This is a genomic window from Sphingobacterium sp. HJSM2_6 (assembly GCF_049316305.1).
Classification (GTDB): Bacteria; Bacteroidota; Bacteroidia; order Sphingobacteriales; family Sphingobacteriaceae; genus Sphingobacterium.
In genome coordinates, this window is the sequence record NZ_JBMOXB010000001.1 from 133,141 (window position 1) to 149,856 (window position 16,716).

A 16,716-nucleotide genomic window follows, 5' to 3' on the forward strand; every position below is an offset into this window, starting at 1 on the left:
TTTTAATGAACAGGGTTTGACATATCTAATTTTCCTTCTACTTTGCCAACACCCCACTGGGCAAAAATGGCAATAACTACATAGCATAAAACTGGAATGATAAATCCAGTGGCCATATTACTATGATCAGCAATTAATCCCATTAGCGGTGGACAAAACGCACCTCCCGCAACCGCCATAACCAAAAAGGAAGATCCTTTCTTCGTTAAAGTGCCTAGGTTTGAAACCCCTAAAGCAAATATGGTCGGAAACATAATAGACATAAAGAAATATGTACTAAATAAAGCGATGACTGAAATCCATCCTATATTAAGAAACACGACGATATTTAAGATGATATTGATGAAGGCGTAAAGTGCCAATAGTTTTTTTGGAGCGACAAACTTCATTAAATAGGAACCTGATAATCGTCCTATCCAAAATGCGCCCATTCCTCCGATTGCTAAAATGAGCGAAGCCGCTTGTTCATTATTTTTAGGCATAAAAAATTCCCCAAAATAACCCAACTTATCCATGATTTCTGAAATAGGTGTTTTCAAATCATGAATAGCATCAATCACATAGTTGATAAAAAAAGAATTGGTCCCTGTTTGCGCTGCAACATATAAAAACTGAGCAATTACTGCAAAAATAAATACCGGATGTTTCAGTAGATTTCGCATTGGGGGGTTCTCTTCTACTTCCCCTCCCTCTTTCTTCTCTTTAATTTCTGGTAGTTTTATCAAAAGAAAGACAATAGCCACCAGCACAACAATACAACCTATGACTAAATAAGGCTTCACTAAGGAATCAAATTTATCATGCTCCCCTTCAGCCTCTGTACCAAAAATCATCAAACCTCCTATTAAGGGTCCGAGAATCCAACCTAAACCATTGAAAGATTGGGAAATATTGATTCTTCGTGCCGCACCTTCTTGATCTCCTAACACGATCGAATACGGATTGGCTGCCGTTTCTAAAAATGCTAAACCACAGGCTATTACAAATAAGGCGGTTAAAAAAGGGATAAATGCAGCTAATTTTGCGGCAGGATAAAATAGAAATGCACCAATCGCAAATAATACCAATCCAAAAATAATACCCTTCTGATAGCCATACTTTTTAATGAACAATCCCGCTGGAATCGCCATGGCCAAATAACCTATATACAAGGAAAATTGAACGAAGCCTGATTGTGCTTTAGAAACATGTAACAAATCTTGAAAATGCTTATCTAGCACATCCAAGAACCCATGAGCGAATCCCCATAGTAAAAATAAACTACAGATAAATAAAAAGGGAACCAGCAGATTTCTACCTTGATCATCTGAGAATAACGATTTTTTCTTGTTTTCCATAAGGTTTATTTATCGATATAAAGGTCCAAAAGCTGCGCAAGCACGATAATCAGATCCTTCGGCATCCATGCCAAAGGCAGACCATGTAGCAGGTCTAAATAATCGATCGGCAGCAACATTATGCATGCAAACAGGAATACGAAGCATGGCCGCCATACTGATTAAGTCATGACCGATATGGCCATAACTTATAGCACCATGGTTAGAACCCCAATTGGCCATAACCTGATATACGTCCGTAAACGCTCCTTCTCCGGTTAACTGTGGAACGAACCATGTCGTAGGCCATGTCTTATCTGTCCGATCATTCAGTACTTGATGCACTTCTGTAGGCAAATCAATTGTCCAGCCTTCTGCAATTTGCAAAGTTGGTCCCAAGCCTTTAATTAAATTTAATCGACACATGGTGACAGGCATTCCTCCACGCGTTAAAAAATTGGATGAATATCCTCCCCCTCTAAAATAATCCCGATTGGCAGGATACCAAACAGTGGCCGCTAAACAAGCTTCCATATCATTATTGGAAATTTCCCAATAGGGTTTCATGACAGGTTTCCCATCCGCAATTTGCCTGCCGGTACCATCTAAGGTTGCCGAGCCAGAATTGATTAAATGAATAAAGCCATTTTCTGCTATTCCGCTAGGTTTCCATCCACTCACACGTGCTACTGCTTCTGGACTCCAATAGGTTCTGACATCTGCGAAAATTTGCGCTGTATTAGTCAATAAATGATTAAATGCCATAGAGACTCCATTCAGCGAGTCATTCTCCGTCGCAACCATATAGGGTTGTCGAATACCATTCCAGTCGAAAGAGGAATTGAGAATTGCTTCTGGAAAATCACCATTGGGCAGAAAATCGGTCCATTGCCGCTGACCTTGAAATCCAGAGATAAAAGCATGATGTCCCTGCGCCTCTTCCGCAAATCCCATCGTGGCGAGTTTAGGATTTCCAAACATTAAATCCCGTATGATTAAGGTCATCTTGATGACAAATTCCCAATCCTGATCTTTTTCCGCACGATTCTTTACCTTATGTGATTGATTAAAGTCTTCCCCTTCTTGACAATATTTTGAAGTCCAAGTTTTGGCTCGTTCAAATTCAGAAGGATCAAATATTCCCAATTGTATCCTTCTTAACACCTCGCTAGCGTCTACATATTCATTCCGCATTCCCAAGTATTCTTGGAAGAATTCGGCATTAACTATAGATCCAACGATACCCATAGAGACCGATCCTATCGCTAAATAGCTTTTTCCTCGCAGGTAAGCCACTGCCAGACCAGCCTTGGCAAAAGACAACAATTTACCTTTTACATCTTCTGGAATATACTGATCGCCTAAATCTTGGACATCATGTCCATAAATACTAAATACAGGTAGCCCTTTCTGATTGTGTGCAGCTACAGTTGCAGCTAAATATACAGCGCCAGGTCTTTCTGTCCCATTAAATCCCCATATTGCTTTAGGTCTTAATGGATCCATATCCATAGTTTCTGAACCATAACACCAGCAAGGTGTGACGGATAAGGTTAGGCCCACTTGTTCACGATCAAATTTGACTTGGCAATCTGCAGCTTCTTTCACCCCACCAATACAAGTATCTGCTATGACACAAATTACGGCTGTTCCATCCGGATATTTTAACGTGGAACTGTATAAGGCTGCCACTGCCTTGGCCATATTCATGGTCGTTTCTTCTAAGGATTCTCGAATACCTCCGAGTCTTCCATCAATAATGGGTCTTATACCTATTTTTGGATAATTATTCATGGTTTTAGGTTTAGAAAGCAGCTTGGATATCAGCTACTTGAATCGTAAATAATTTCTTCATGATCTGTGCAACCTCCGCTTTATCACCTTCAAAATGATAAACTTGATGCAGATGTTCTAAGCGTTCATTTGGCTGTAAAAATGCCGCTGGTGAAACACTTTCGATTTCATAAAATGGCCCCATCTGCCCTCCATCCGCCAATGGTCCATCGTTATAGGCATTGACTGCATCTCCTACAAAAGGATACTTTTTCGTGGTCCACTCTTGATTTAAGTATATCTTGTGCGAATCAACCGTAAATTTGGTGACCGTTAATACTCCGGTATTTAAATCATAACTCCCTGCTAGGTTCTTCGCTCGGAGAGATGTTATTCCTATTTTACCTCTGGATTTTCCATCTGCCTTGAAATAAATAACTCCATTTTTATTGGCTATTCGATCTTGAGGGATTTCTCCAAAATAATCGGAAGTCATGATTTTGCCTTCCCCTTGCTCATTGTAAGGCACAATAATGATGGTACTATCCGAAGGATTAAACATATTCAAGTTCCAAAGACAAGGTGCTCCAGATATTTTATCCCAAGCCAATTGACCAGCATTCCTGATTCCGTTTATAGTACTAAATCCTACAGCTTGTACCGCTTCGGAAAACTGAATGCCTAAATTGGATTGAATGTTGTTTTTGGTTAATATTTCAACAGACCGATCTAAGCTAATATCCAAGGTCGTGCCGGCATAATTGACTAATTGTGTGTTTTTTTGAAGACTAACTTTGGTCTCATTTACAGCAATTAATTCCCATGCTTCAGTATCAATTGCTGCTGGAGTTTTCCAATTCTCAAAGACCATTTCTTTTCCAGGAGCAAAATACAACGAAAATGGTCCTCCTTCTGGACCCAACCATAACCGATCTTCCCCTCCATACGCATTCATATGCGCATCAATCGGAGCATCAAAGGCCTTATAATTCACCCATCCAAAACTACGGCCCTCTTCTCCTGAGGCTGTAGAGGTAAAAACTTTACCCTGATACTTGGGGGATACAATGATTTGGCCTATTCCATCTCCAGATTTTAAAACAATTAAACTATCGTATTTATTTAAAAATTGGAGATCGTACCCAAAGGTTCCTAATGAAAATTCTTTTTTCAATGTATCTGTGCTTGAGGATTGTTTATTTGATGCTTGTTGTTGACAGCTCCACAAAACGCCACAACAAAAGCTAGCGACACCTAAAAATTTTACGAAAGTCTTCATAAGGGGTTAGTTTACTTCCAGCGAATTTTTCGCTGGTAAATTTGGAAATTTAGTATGCGGTTCTGCTTGGTACCAAAAGGCAACGGATATCATGTCTGACTGCTGGGGTAGATACCTTCCTTCGGAGCGCCAACCTAAATCTTGAATGGTAATTTTTAAATCTTTCTCAAAACGAACAGGATCCATGATATGCCATCTATACATACCAAAACGCTGCTGGGATTCGTAAAGTCCATCAGGACGAATGACCTGATGTAAACCTGCATAGGCTGTGGAATATTCCTGGTATTGTCGTGTTGCCTTATTTTCGAAATTGTAGGATCCACAGAAATAATCTTCTAATCCCGTACCTACGATAGTCGCATAATCCTGATCTCCATCCATAAAGAATTTGATCTCTCCTTCTCCCCACCATCCAATGTTATTGACTCCAACGCCCAAATAGGTACCCACATAGTGACCTTTACCTTTTACACCGTCGATGATGGTATGTAATGCGCCTTTGGTTGGATTGGAACGACGATATTGTGCATGAAAATATGCTTCATTGGCGTCTACTTCTGTTACTGTATAATCGATCTGATAGTATAAATTCATAGGATCAGCACTGATGTTCTCCATTGTAATCTTACAACTTTTTCGAAATGGCATTTTCCAATACGAATTAAATGCACTACCCGGATTAACGGTCATTGCCAATGAATTCAAAGGGGAAAATCGATTCCAGGCCATACCAAAAAATGGACCTACTGGTGATTCAACGGAAGGTGTTTCCTCCCCATCCCAATAAATCCTAAAAATCGTATGGTTCCAATTTCCTGTTGGTGTCATCCACATATGTTGGATGACACCAGATTCATTGATCTCGGCCATAGTGAATGTTTCTCCGGGTTGAATGGTAATAAATGGATTAACTTTCCATCCTACACCAAGTTCTCGTGCCGCATGATGGGCATTTGCAACATTTCTTTTGTCTTTTTGACTGGAAGGATCTGCCATCCCGCCTTTTCCTTTTTCCCCAGTAAAATTCTCAGGACTGATGGAACGAGTCTTCGCATCCGACAATTTGGATAGCGTCCCCAAACTCATATCAACGCCATTAAACTTTTGGTCTTTTTGTGCATAAACAAAGCTGGAAAGCAATAGGCTCGCAACTAATAATTTAATTTTCATGGTTTATTTTTTAGTTTATTTTTCATATAAAGAGTGCTTATCTATTTGGAATAGCCTATCCAAGCTTAGCCACTCTATTGGTTATGTATCTATTATTTCAATTATTTATAAATTGAAAATTAGTTGTTTAATCGATTAAGCAACTTGCAATAAGTAATTTTATTGCTGTCAATTGCTTTGCTAATAAGGATTAAGATCTTTTAAGTTTATAAGAACAATTTTAATGCTTAATCGATTAAATTCCAAATATTTTTTAAAAAATCTATTGACAATCAGCACAATAACGCTTCCACCGCTTGAAAATAAAGATTGTTTCCCAAACCTAACATTCCCAGAAATGCTGAAAAACTCCTAAAAACAGGTACTGATTCTACAAATCAGGTATTAAGCGCCCACAATTATCGAAGTATAAGACATAGGCTATAAATTTTTCACTGCTTCGGATATTAGTCGGATCAGCTTCGGAGATCATCCGCAAAAATCCAAAGGATATCCGAAGGATATGCGTCGTAGCAAGGTCCAAAATCCATTGGAAACTTTGGTTAAATTAATTACATGCCTTAGAACATGGAAAAAATTCGGAAGCTTTCTGTAAACAAATATGGATTAGCGACCTGGGTCGCCTGTTCGGTCGATTAGCATAATTCGCTGTTAATCTCTAAATGAGCTTCTATCGTAGCTATTCAGGCTTTTTAATGCGGTATAAACTAAAAAACCTTCTAAAAATTAGAAGGCCTTTATTCAGGTAAGCTGAAAATATTTAAGCTATCGCTTTACTAATCATTAATCAGTGCGCGATCTAAGTGTACATATCCTCCATCTACATAAATCAATTGTCCAGTTGTATGACTTGATTTAGAGGACAATAAAAACACAGCCATATTGGCAATTTCTTCGATGGTGGTCATTCGATTTTGAAAAGGAATTTTATTCGTTATTTTTTGCAAAGTTTCAAGCGGATTAGGCAAAGTTTGAATCCATTTCTCATACTGAGGTGTCATACATTCCGATACAATAATCGCATTCACACGAATATCGTAAGGTAATAACTCGACCGCCCATTCACGGGTGAGTGCATTGCGTCCACCATTGGATGCGGCATATCCCGATGTACCCCCTTGCCCTGTTTCACCGGTTTTCGAACTGATATTCAAGATATTTCCTTTACTCAATTTTAATGCTGGCAATGCAAAATGCGCCATCAGGAAATAGTGTATTAAAGAATTATGGAGGGATGATACAAATTCCTCATAGTTACCATGTTCAAGACTAATGCCATCATTCAAACCTGCATTATTCACTAGTCCATCAATGCTACCAAATACACGCATTACTTCCTCCACAGCCGATTTACAGGCTTCAGGTTTTGTTAATTCCGCAGCAATAGCATATCCTTTTGCCCCAAATGCCTCTAGTTCCTGCAACAATAACACATTGTCACTTTCCTTTCTTCCTACAATCACTGGGATCGCGCCCTCTTGAGCCAGGGCTAAAACAATGCCTTTCCCAATTCCTTTCGCTCCTCCAGTCACAATGATGACTTTATCTTTTAATTCTAGGTTCATATTTCTTATTTTAATCCATAGAATGCCACAGCATTCAATCCCCAAAATCCCTTCTTCTCCTCCGCCGAAAAATCCATTAAATGGCTTTCCACGATGCTCAGATTCTCTTCATAGGTACCCGCCAATAGACAAACCGGCCAATCGGAACCAAACACTATTCGTTCAGGACCAAAGCTATGAATGGCATGGGCTATATAGCTGGTAAAATGTTCCAGTTTCCACTGTTTCCAATCGGCTTCAGTGCCTAAGCCTGATATTTTACAATAAACATTCGGGAAGGTTGACAGCGCCGCAATAAATACCGCCCAGTCGTCAAATTCTTGCGTTTTTATGGGAGGTTTTGCCATATGATCCAACATAAATCGTTGGGATGGGTTGGCCTTAACACAAGCTAAAGTACTTTGATAATGGATTGGTTTAATTAATAAATCATAGGTGAAATTTCGCTTGCTCAATGCAGAAATGCCTTGTAGAAATTCGGCATTCATCAAAAAATCAGGATCGGTTTCCGCCTCCACAAGATGTCTAAATCCCTTGATTTTTGGAAATTGGGCATAATGATCTAGCTGCTCTTCCAGATCTTTTGAACGCAAATCTACCCAACCTACGATTCCTTTGATTAAAGCGTAAGCCTGAGCGAGTTCCAATAAAAAACCGTTCTCCCTCAGGCTTTGATCGGCTTGCACTGCAATAACTCCATCGATTTGGTTCGTTTTCATGATCAAACTGATATCATTTGGAAGAAAATTTCTTTTTAAATCTTTCATTTCTTCCGTAATCCATGCATCTTTAAGAGGATCAAATAACCAAAAATGTTGATGAGCATCTATGCGCATACCTTCGTTTTTTTAATTTTTCTGAAATGCGATAACTTCCTGACGTTGAGTCCCTAAATAATCTGCACCTAATTCGATAATATCACCTGCTTGTAAGTAAATCGGTGGATTAAATCCTAAGCCTACCCCTGCTGGAGTTCCAGTAGATATTACATCTCCAGGAAGCAATGTCATAAATTGGGATACATAAGAAACTATAAAAGGAACAGAAAATATTAAATTGGAAGTATTGCCATTTTGATATAATTTACCATTTACCTTAAGCCATAATCCAACCTGATTAATATCTGGTATTTCATCGGCAGTAGTTAACACGGGACCCATCGGTGCAAACGTATCACATCCTTTTCCTTTATCCCAAGTTCCACCACGCTCAATTTGAAATTCACGCTCCGAAACATCATTGTGCAAGACATATCCAGCCACATAATTTAACGCTTCTGATTCATCCACGTAACTTGCTTTTTTACCGATTACAATCCCAAATTCTACTTCCCAATCGGTTTTTTTAGAGTTCCTAGGGATCATTACCTGATCATTTGGACCTGCCAATGCGGTAGTTGATTTCATAAAAATAATGGGTTCTGCAGGAATAGTTGCCCCCGTTTCCTCGGCATGATCTTTATAATTCAAGCCAATACAAACAATTTTAGATGGTCTTGTAAAAGGAGCGGCAATGCGTTCCTCTTCGGCAATCGCTATTAAGTTTCCCGCATTGGCCTTTACAAATTCATCTAAACGAGCCAAACCATTGCTCGCAAAAAAAGATTCATCGTAATCTCCGCCAAATGCAGAAACATCATAATTTACTTCATTTATTTGAACCCCTATTCTTTCATGTCCAGGTTCACCATAACGGATTAGTTTCATTTCTTTTATTTAGTTTAGTTAGGTGGGAGACTTTAGATGTGCGATTTAATCACAGTCTCCGTATTTTATTTGATTTCTGAAGCCTAGTATCTTATTTCTTAGGGCTATCTTCTATTAGCTATTTTCTCGCCTCGACTAGCTGTACGCTAAGGTCTGAAATCTAATTGTTCAATTTCACAAAGCCACCATCGATAGGATAATCATTTCCAGTGATAAATCCTGCATCATCTGAACAAAGGAATAAGGCTAATTTTGCAATTTCTTCAGGCTTAGCCATCCTGCCTATGGGCTGTGTTTGGGATAACTTCTCGAACATCTCCGCTTCCTGTCCTGGATAATTCTTGCTAATAAATCCATCCACAAATGGGGTATGAACACGAGCTGGAGATATGGAATTTGAACGAATACCATCTTTTAGGTAATCTCTCGCGATGGACAGATTCATGGCATATATCGCTCCTTTACTCATAGAATAAGCGAAACGATCTGGAAGACCGATGAGCGTTGCGATAGACGCTAAGTTCAATATTGCTCCACCACCATTGGCTTTCATCTTAGGAATTACACCAAATAACACATTATATGCACCTTTTACATTGACCTGATATACCCTATCAAAATCATCTTCACTGCAATTTTCTAAATTGCCCACATGGGCTATTCCTGCATTATTTACCAATACATCGATTTTCGCTAAGCCATTTATCACAGCCAAAACTTCATCTTGTTTAGCGACATTGCAGGCATGTACTTCACAACGACCTCCTTGTTGTAAAATATGCGCTTTGACTTCATTGGCACCACTAATATTGAGGTCCAAAATATGGACTTCAGCACCCTCTTGAGCAAATAATTCTGAAATTGCTCGGCCTATTCCACTTCCTCCTCCGGTGATTATGGCAACTTTACTTGTTAATTTTGACATATATTAAATTTCAATAATTGTTTGACTATTTTATAAGGAAACGCCTCTACGCCAAGGAATAAAATCATCTTGACCTAACAGGGTCGCCTTTGCGGTAATTTCTCCACTTGCAACTTGAATGACATAATCTATTAATCGATGCGCCGCATCTTCAATGCTTTCCGTTCCGTCGATAATGGTTCCGCAATTAATATCGATAATATCTGCCATTTTATCAAATATCTTCGTATTTGATGATACTTTAATAACCGGAACGATGGGATTTCCGGTTGGAGTACCCAATCCGGTGGTAAATAAAACAACTGTTGCACCTGCAGCGACCTCGGCGGTGGTACTTTCTACATCGTTACCCGGTGTACATAATAAATTTAAACCGGAACCATTCGCTAATTCGGGATAATCAATTACCGCCTGAACGGGTGAGGTCCCTCCCTTTTTGGCTGCTCCTGCAGATTTAATGGCATCGGTAATCAATCCATCCCGGATATTTCCAGGTGAAGGATTCATGTAAAATCCAGATCCATCTGCTTCCGCTTTCGCGTTATAGCTATTCATTAATTGCATAAACCGCTCTGCTGTAGGCTCATCAATACATCGATCACTAAGTTCCTGCTCTACTCCGCACAATTCTGGAAATTCCGATAAGATCACCGATCCGCCTAGGCCAACCATGATGTCTGATACATAACCTAATGTTGGATTGGCAGATATTCCAGAAAATCCATCTGAACCCCCGCATTCCAAACCAATACATAATTTATCTAATCCTGCGGGTTTTCTAGTTTGCTTATTTGCTTCAGCCATACCAGCAAAGGTGGATTTAATAGCTTTATGCATCAATTCTTGTTCAGTGCCTTCTGTTTGTTGTTCGAATATATAGAGTGGTTTAGTAAACTGAGGATCTCTCTTTGCAATTTCTTGCTTCAAAATAGACGCCTGTGCGTGCTGACAGCCTAAACTTAATACAGTCGCACCAGCTACATTAGGATGTGTGATGTAACCGGCTAATAGGCCGCATAAAGCATCGGAATCCATCCGAGTTCCTCCACAACCCATTTCATGATTCAAAAACTTAACCCCATCGACATTAGGAAACAATCTATTGCTGTCCTTTTGTTCCTTTGCGGCATTTAAATCGAGGTCCATGAGGGTATGTATTGGCGCTCCTGATTGATAGGATTGTATTAAACGGTCCACCTCTTGTGAATAATCCTTAGTTTGTATACTATAGCCTAATTTTTCTTCCAAGGCGGATTTTAAAGTCAAAACATTCCGATTTTCACAAAATACCAACGGAATAACCAACCAATAATTTGCGGTTCCTACGCTGCCATTACTGCGATGGAAGCCCTTGAAGAATCTAGATTTATAGGCGGAAACATCAGGTTTAGTCCAATTTAGTTTTCGAAGACCTAATTGGTAGGACTCGGCAGCATGTCTTAAATTTTCTACATCGATTAATGATCCTGAAGCTAAGGGTAGGTTGAGTTTCCCTACCAATACTCCGTACATAAAGATTTCTGTATCTTGTTCAAAGTCTTGAATCGTAAATTTATGCTTCGCGGGAACCGCTTGTTTTAAGGTAATGCTTAAATCCTGAACGTTAACTTGGTATCCCTGCGGTAAATCTCTTAATGCAACGAATACATTATCTTTTGGATGTATTTGCAAAAAAGCGTTTTTCATTTCTTCGGCCATCTTTATAATTCAAATATTTGGTTCATCATCACCCACTTTTCACCAGCTTGGGCTCCAGGTATGGCTTGCTGATATTTCCACATCAAGGCTTCCCATACCTGCACTTTTGGATTTGCAGCATCCATGGCATCTTTCTTTTCAAAGCTAAAGCTTTCATCTACCTCCATAATCATAAACAACCGATTTCCAAAGCGATAAATATCCATTACAGTAATTCCTGCATCGGTAATCGATTGCTTAATTGCGGCGGATACGTTTTGATGATGCGCATCATATTCTTCGATCATGATGGCATCATCGACTAAATCTAAAGCTAATGCATATCTTTTCATGGTTCTAAATTTTAATGACTAACGGTACTATTGATTGATGATTTTTTATTGTAGATGGCAAAGAGTACAACGACAAGAAAGCATAGCAAAACAACGTAATATCCGTTTTGCATATTGCCGGTTAGGTCTGAAATATATCCTAATATGGGTGGAAAAATAGCACCCCCAACAATAGCCATTATGATTAAACTTGAGGCTGATTTAGTATCTGCCCCTGTATCTTGAATACCAATGGCAAATATGGTAGGAAACATAATAGACATAAAAAAGGCAATTCCGATCATGCTATATAAAGTAATCATACCGGTACCTAATATGGACAGTAAGGTCAATCCGCAGCAAATAACGGCATAAACGAGCAATAGTTTTATTGGCAAAATATAGCGCATTAAAAAGGTTCCAAAAAATCTGCCGACCATGTATACTAATCCTGCAATAGCGGCATAGTCCTTTGCCTCAAATGCGGTAATACCAGCGACTTCGGTAGCGAATACAATCATGAAACTTAATACACAAATCTGCGCTCCAATATAGAAAAATTGAGCTATTACCGCCCAAACTACATTTTTATGTTTAAATGCATGAAAGAATCCTGTCGAGGATTCTTCTTCATCTTTTACTTCAGGCAATTTGGTAAATAAAAATAAAACAGCCGCTAATAGAATCACACATCCTAATACGATATATGGCCCCTTTACAATGGCTGTTTCGGCTTGAATATAGGCTAACTTATCCACTGCTGATAATGCAGCAACTTGATCGTGCGATAGTGGTGGTTTGGCCAAAATAATATAGCCGCCTATCCAAGGAGCTAAAAATGCGGCTAATCCATTGAAAGATTGCGCAAAATTAAGTCGTTGTGCTGCTTTGGAGGGATCGCCTAGTACTGTAATGTATGGATTGGCAGCCGTTTCAATAATGGTGATACCACATGCCAAAATAAATAGAGCCGATAGAAAGAAGGTATAGCTCATGGTATTGGCTGCTGGCACAAACAAGAAACAGCCAATAGCAAATACCACTAAACCTATTAATATCCCGGTTTTATAGCCATATTTCTTTAAGATCATCCCTCCTGGAATCGCCATAATAAAATAAGCTACAAAAACTGCAGAGTCGATTAAAGAGGCTTGTAAATGGGTTAGACTAAAAGCACTTCGAAGATGAGATATTAAGATGGGGTCCAGATTATGGATAAATCCCCAGAAAAAAAATAAAGAGGTGATTAAAATGATCGCGACTGTGTTGTTGACTTTACTCATATTCGATAGTTCATATTGGAATATCTAAATAATGGATTATTTTATGCAAAATATTGAAGTATATTACCAATTTTATAAATTATTTTAACATAATAGACCAGAGATCATTAAAATAAAAGAATAAATTTGTTAAACATGATCATTAAACAATTAGCTGTTCCAAAAACAAGTCATCAAAGTTTTCATATCCGTCGAGATTTTAAACCGAGACACCAATCGGTTTGGCATTACCATGAAGAATTGGAAATGGTGCATGTTTTTAAAGGATCAGGAACATTATTTCTAGGGGATTGCATCAAACCCTTTGAATCTGGAGACACCGCGCTTATAGGTCCTCAAATACCTCATTACTGGTTATTTGATGATTACCCGAATAATTTAGAGGAATCTACGATCGATTGCTTAGTGATTCATTTTCTTAAAGATTTTAATATTCCTCAAATATTTCATGCTCCAGAGTTTAGCAACATCAAGGGATTATTGGATACCGCTGCAAGAGGGGCCTTCTTAAGCCATCAATTTGACAAGCTCAGCCCAACTTATTTAGGAGATATAGATAATCATGCAGGGATAAGTAAATTTAGTTTATTGCTTCAGTTTCTGGATGGCATGAGTGGATTGCCGGTGGAGTTATTGACCAGTGAGAATTATGCCCGATTAAACCATACGGAGGATCAATATCGAATGAATAGTTTGATGGAATATATCCGATTAAACTTTAAACAAAAGATTAGATTAGAAGATTTAGCGCATATTGCAGGATTGACGGAAAATTCTTTTTGTCGATATTTTAAACAGAAAACGAGTAAAACTCCTATTCAGTTTCTTACGGAAATCCGCATTAGTCATGCTTGTTTTCAATTGCGAAACAGCGATGCATCCTTGAAAGAAATCTGCTATGACAGTGGCTTTAATAACTTTGTGAGTTTCCATAAGTTATTCAAATTATATACCGGAGAAACTCCCAATACTTATAAATTGAACATTAAACGAAAATGAGGCTATGGTATACCTAAACCATAGCCTCATTTTTCTACAGGAAGATTTTAATCTTCTTTTTTGGATTCCACTGCAGGTTTGTAGGTCTTATAAGGATCTCTAGGTCGCTTATTCCCATAAGAACCCATTATAATTTTACCTTTACGCGACTTCTTATCTCCTTTTCCCATACGATATAGTTTATGTTTATTGATATTAAAAACAATGTTTGGATAACTAATCTAGGTATAAATTATTTAAAATCAAATATTTACAGGTAATTAATAATGAAATTAGCACAACATAGGACAAAAAAAACAGGTCAACGCATCCGTTGACCTGTTTTTTTAGACCCCAATGATGGCTGATCCTATCCTCTACTGTTATAGTTAGGGGCTTCTTTGGTAATCTGAATATTATGTGGATGAGACTCTCTCAACCCTGCACCTGTAATGCGTACAAATTTAGCTTCTTGTAATTTTTCAATACTTGCCGCTCCGCAATAGCCCATAGAGGCACGAAGTCCGCCGATGTATTGGTAAACCACCTCTGCTAACGTTCCTTTATAGGGCACACGTCCTACGATACCTTCAGGCACTAACTTCTTGATATCTTCTTCTACGTCTTGGAAATAACGATCTTTAGATCCTTTTTCCATCGCCTCTACCGAACCCATACCACGGTAAGATTTGAATTTCCGTCCTTCTAATAAGATAGTTTCTCCTGGAGCTTCTTCCACTCCAGCGAATAATGAACCCGCCATAATGGTATGAGCACCAGCAGCAATAGCTTTCGCAATATCACCTGTTTGTTTAATACCACCATCCGCAATTAGAGGAACACCCGTTCCTTTTAACGCTTTGGCTACTTCATAAACAGCATACAATTGCGGTACGCCTACGCCTGCAATAATACGAGTGGTACATATAGATCCAGGACCTATACCTACTTTTACGGCATCTGCCCCTGCATCAGCCAACATCTTGGCAGCATCTCCAGTTGCTATATTACCTACAATCACCTGTAAATCAGGAAATGCAGCTTTTACTTCTTTCAATTTATTGACTACACCTAAGGAATGTCCATGGGCTGTATCGATAGTTACCACATCTACACCTGCTTTTACCAACGCTTCTACGCGTTCAAGGGTATCTGCAGTAACGCCAACAGCAGCACCAACCAATAAACGGCCATGTTCATCTTTCGCTGCATTAGGATAGTGTTTATATTTTTGAATATCCTTAAACGTGATTAAGCCTTTTAATTTTCCATTGGCATCTACAACAGGAAGTTTCTCAATTTTATGATTCTGAAGAATTTCTTCGGCTTTAATTAAATCGGTTCCCTCAGGAGCAATAACTAGATTGGTTTTGGTCATCAACTCACTGATTGGTCTAGTCATATCCTTTTGGAATCGAAGATCACGGTTAGTAACTATTCCAACTAATTGTGCATCTAAATTTATGACAGGTATACCACCGATTTTATGCTCCTTCATGATTTGAAAGGCATCACCTACATTAGCAGTTTCCAATAAAGTAACAGGATCTTGTATCATTCCACTCTCTGAACGCTTTACTTTACGAACTTCCGCAGCCTGTTCAGTAATGGTCATATTTTTATGTAACATACCTATACCGCCAGCCTGCGCAATTGCAATTGCTAAATCAGCACCAGTTACAGTGTCCATTGCTGCGGACACTAAAGGAATATTTAATTTTATTTTTCTGGTCAAAAAAGTGCTTGTATCTACGTTGCGAGGTAATATTTCAGAATAAGCTGGAATTAATAATACGTCGTCGTAAGTAAGGCCTTCTTGTACAAATTTGTTTGGATCTAATTGCATAGCAAATATTATATGGGGGTTTTCTATTTGCAGGGCAAATTTAATATTTATTACCTTTCCAACCAAATAATTAAATCTTTTAGACAAATTTAATGACAAAAAAATTATAAATATGAGATTTTTGGCAAACTATTTGCTCCGATAGAACCAAACAACCGAATAATTATTAACGTAATGATAACGGTGCTTTAATGAAAACAATAAATTAATTCACATGAAAAAATTATTTTTATCTCTTTTTGCTGTATCAGCATTAACTTTCGCTGCTTCTGAAGCTCAAGCTCAAACTCCGTACAAATCGGCGCTAGGTATTGTATTCGATGGCTACGATGGTTCAAACGTAGGTATTCAATATAAAACTGCCTTAACGACAACTTCAGCTTTACAATTACAAGCATCATTCCGTAACCATTGGGTTTCTTTTGGTGGTGATTGGCAATATGAAAAAGCAATTCCTAATGCTGATGGATTAGCATGGTATGCAGGTGTTGGTGCTCAAGTTGGTATTTGGAGTTATGATGGAAATTCAGAAACTTTCTTCGGAATTCGTCCTCAAGTAGGTTTGGAATACAAAATCCCTACAATTCCTATCGCTATGCACTTAGACTACAAACCATACTTAGGTTTAAATAACGATACTGGTTTTGATGGTGGTGGTTTCACATTCGGTGTTAAATTCGTATTGAAATAAGCCTACCTATAAAAATACTTAAACAGAAAAGACCTGGAGGTTCCAGGTCTTTTTTGTTTTTTATGGCAGTAGAACCAATCGCTCAAGGACTTACTTAGCAGCGAAGAAAGAAGAAGAAATTGACAAAATTAAAAAGCTTGATTTACTTAATACCTTGACTCAATGACCTTCT

15 protein-coding genes are annotated in these 16,716 nt (G+C 38.4%); 2 read left to right on the plus strand and 13 right to left on the minus strand.

From position 1 onward, the window contains the following. Window positions 1–2: 2 nt before the first annotated feature. The 11 genes from fucP (ACFRAE_RS00555) to fucP (ACFRAE_RS00605) all read right to left on the minus strand — a co-directional run bounded on the left by fucP (ACFRAE_RS00555) (window position 3) and on the right by fucP (ACFRAE_RS00605) (window position 13,029). Window positions 3–1,337, minus strand: coding sequence for an L-fucose:H+ symporter permease (gene fucP / locus ACFRAE_RS00555; protein ID WP_422795162.1), 1,335 nt, complete (start codon window positions 1,335–1,337; stop codon window positions 3–5). 9 nt (window positions 1,338–1,346) lie between these two features. Beyond that, window positions 1,347–3,110, minus strand: coding sequence for an L-fucose isomerase (locus ACFRAE_RS00560; RefSeq protein WP_422795163.1), 1,764 nt, complete (start codon window positions 3,108–3,110; stop codon window positions 1,347–1,349). A gap of 10 nt (window positions 3,111–3,120) precedes the next feature. Further along, complete coding sequence (locus ACFRAE_RS00565) at window positions 3,121–4,368, minus strand: DUF6786 family protein (protein ID WP_422795164.1); 1,248 nt, start codon at window positions 4,366–4,368, stop codon at window positions 3,121–3,123. Between the two features lie 6 nt (window positions 4,369–4,374). Then, window positions 4,375–5,541 carry a glycoside hydrolase family 172 protein gene (locus ACFRAE_RS00570; RefSeq protein WP_422795165.1) on the minus strand — a complete coding sequence of 389 codons (1,167 nt, stop codon included), beginning with the start codon at window positions 5,539–5,541 and terminating at the stop codon, window positions 4,375–4,377. Between the two features lie 776 nt (window positions 5,542–6,317). Next, window positions 6,318–7,106, minus strand: coding sequence for an SDR family oxidoreductase (locus ACFRAE_RS00575; protein WP_422795166.1), 789 nt, complete (start codon window positions 7,104–7,106; stop codon window positions 6,318–6,320). Between the two features lie 5 nt (window positions 7,107–7,111). Beyond that, window positions 7,112–7,942: an amidohydrolase family protein gene (locus ACFRAE_RS00580; RefSeq protein WP_422795167.1), complete on the minus strand. Its 831-nt coding sequence runs from the start codon at window positions 7,940–7,942 to the stop codon at window positions 7,112–7,114. Window positions 7,943–7,954: 12 nt separating this feature from the next. Beyond that, on the minus strand, window positions 7,955–8,812 hold the full coding sequence (locus tag ACFRAE_RS00585) for a fumarylacetoacetate hydrolase family protein (protein WP_422795168.1): 858 nt from the start codon (window positions 8,810–8,812) through the stop codon (window positions 7,955–7,957). A 160-nt stretch (window positions 8,813–8,972) separates the two neighbouring features. Next, a complete protein-coding gene (locus ACFRAE_RS00590; protein ID WP_422795169.1) occupies window positions 8,973–9,737 on the minus strand; it encodes an SDR family NAD(P)-dependent oxidoreductase in 765 nt (254 codons plus the stop codon). A gap of 30 nt (window positions 9,738–9,767) precedes the next feature. Further along, the gene (locus ACFRAE_RS00595) at window positions 9,768–11,423 is read right to left on the minus strand and encodes a UxaA family hydrolase (protein ID WP_422795170.1); all 1,656 of its coding nucleotides are present in this window, start codon (window positions 11,421–11,423) and stop codon (window positions 9,768–9,770) included. A 14-nt stretch (window positions 11,424–11,437) separates the two neighbouring features. Further along, window positions 11,438–11,767, minus strand: a complete 330-nt coding sequence (locus ACFRAE_RS00600) for an L-rhamnose mutarotase (RefSeq protein ID WP_422795171.1) — start codon at window positions 11,765–11,767, stop codon at window positions 11,438–11,440. An 11-nt stretch (window positions 11,768–11,778) separates the two neighbouring features. Continuing rightward, on the minus strand, window positions 11,779–13,029 hold the full coding sequence (fucP, locus tag ACFRAE_RS00605) for an L-fucose:H+ symporter permease (RefSeq protein ID WP_422795172.1): 1,251 nt from the start codon (window positions 13,027–13,029) through the stop codon (window positions 11,779–11,781). Window positions 13,030–13,164: 135 nt separating this feature from the next. On the opposite strand from fucP (ACFRAE_RS00605), the gene ACFRAE_RS00610 reads away from it, so the two are divergent. Next, entirely contained in the window at window positions 13,165–14,028 is an 864-nt protein-coding gene (locus ACFRAE_RS00610; RefSeq protein WP_422795173.1) for an AraC family transcriptional regulator, read from the plus strand. A gap of 47 nt (window positions 14,029–14,075) precedes the next feature. Here the strand turns inward: ACFRAE_RS00610 and ACFRAE_RS00615 are convergent, their stop codons facing one another. Continuing rightward, a complete protein-coding gene (locus ACFRAE_RS00615) occupies window positions 14,076–14,198 on the minus strand; it encodes a 30S ribosomal protein THX (RefSeq protein ID WP_422795174.1) in 123 nt (40 codons plus the stop codon). Between the two features lie 179 nt (window positions 14,199–14,377). Then, window positions 14,378–15,853, minus strand: a complete 1,476-nt coding sequence (gene guaB / locus ACFRAE_RS00620; RefSeq protein ID WP_422795175.1) for an IMP dehydrogenase — start codon at window positions 15,851–15,853, stop codon at window positions 14,378–14,380. A gap of 214 nt (window positions 15,854–16,067) precedes the next feature. Here guaB and ACFRAE_RS00625 point away from each other — a divergent pair, with 214 nt between their 5' ends. Beyond that, window positions 16,068–16,544, plus strand: a complete 477-nt coding sequence (locus tag ACFRAE_RS00625; RefSeq protein WP_422795176.1) for a hypothetical protein — start codon at window positions 16,068–16,070, stop codon at window positions 16,542–16,544. The last annotated feature ends 172 nt before the right edge of the window (window positions 16,545–16,716 follow it).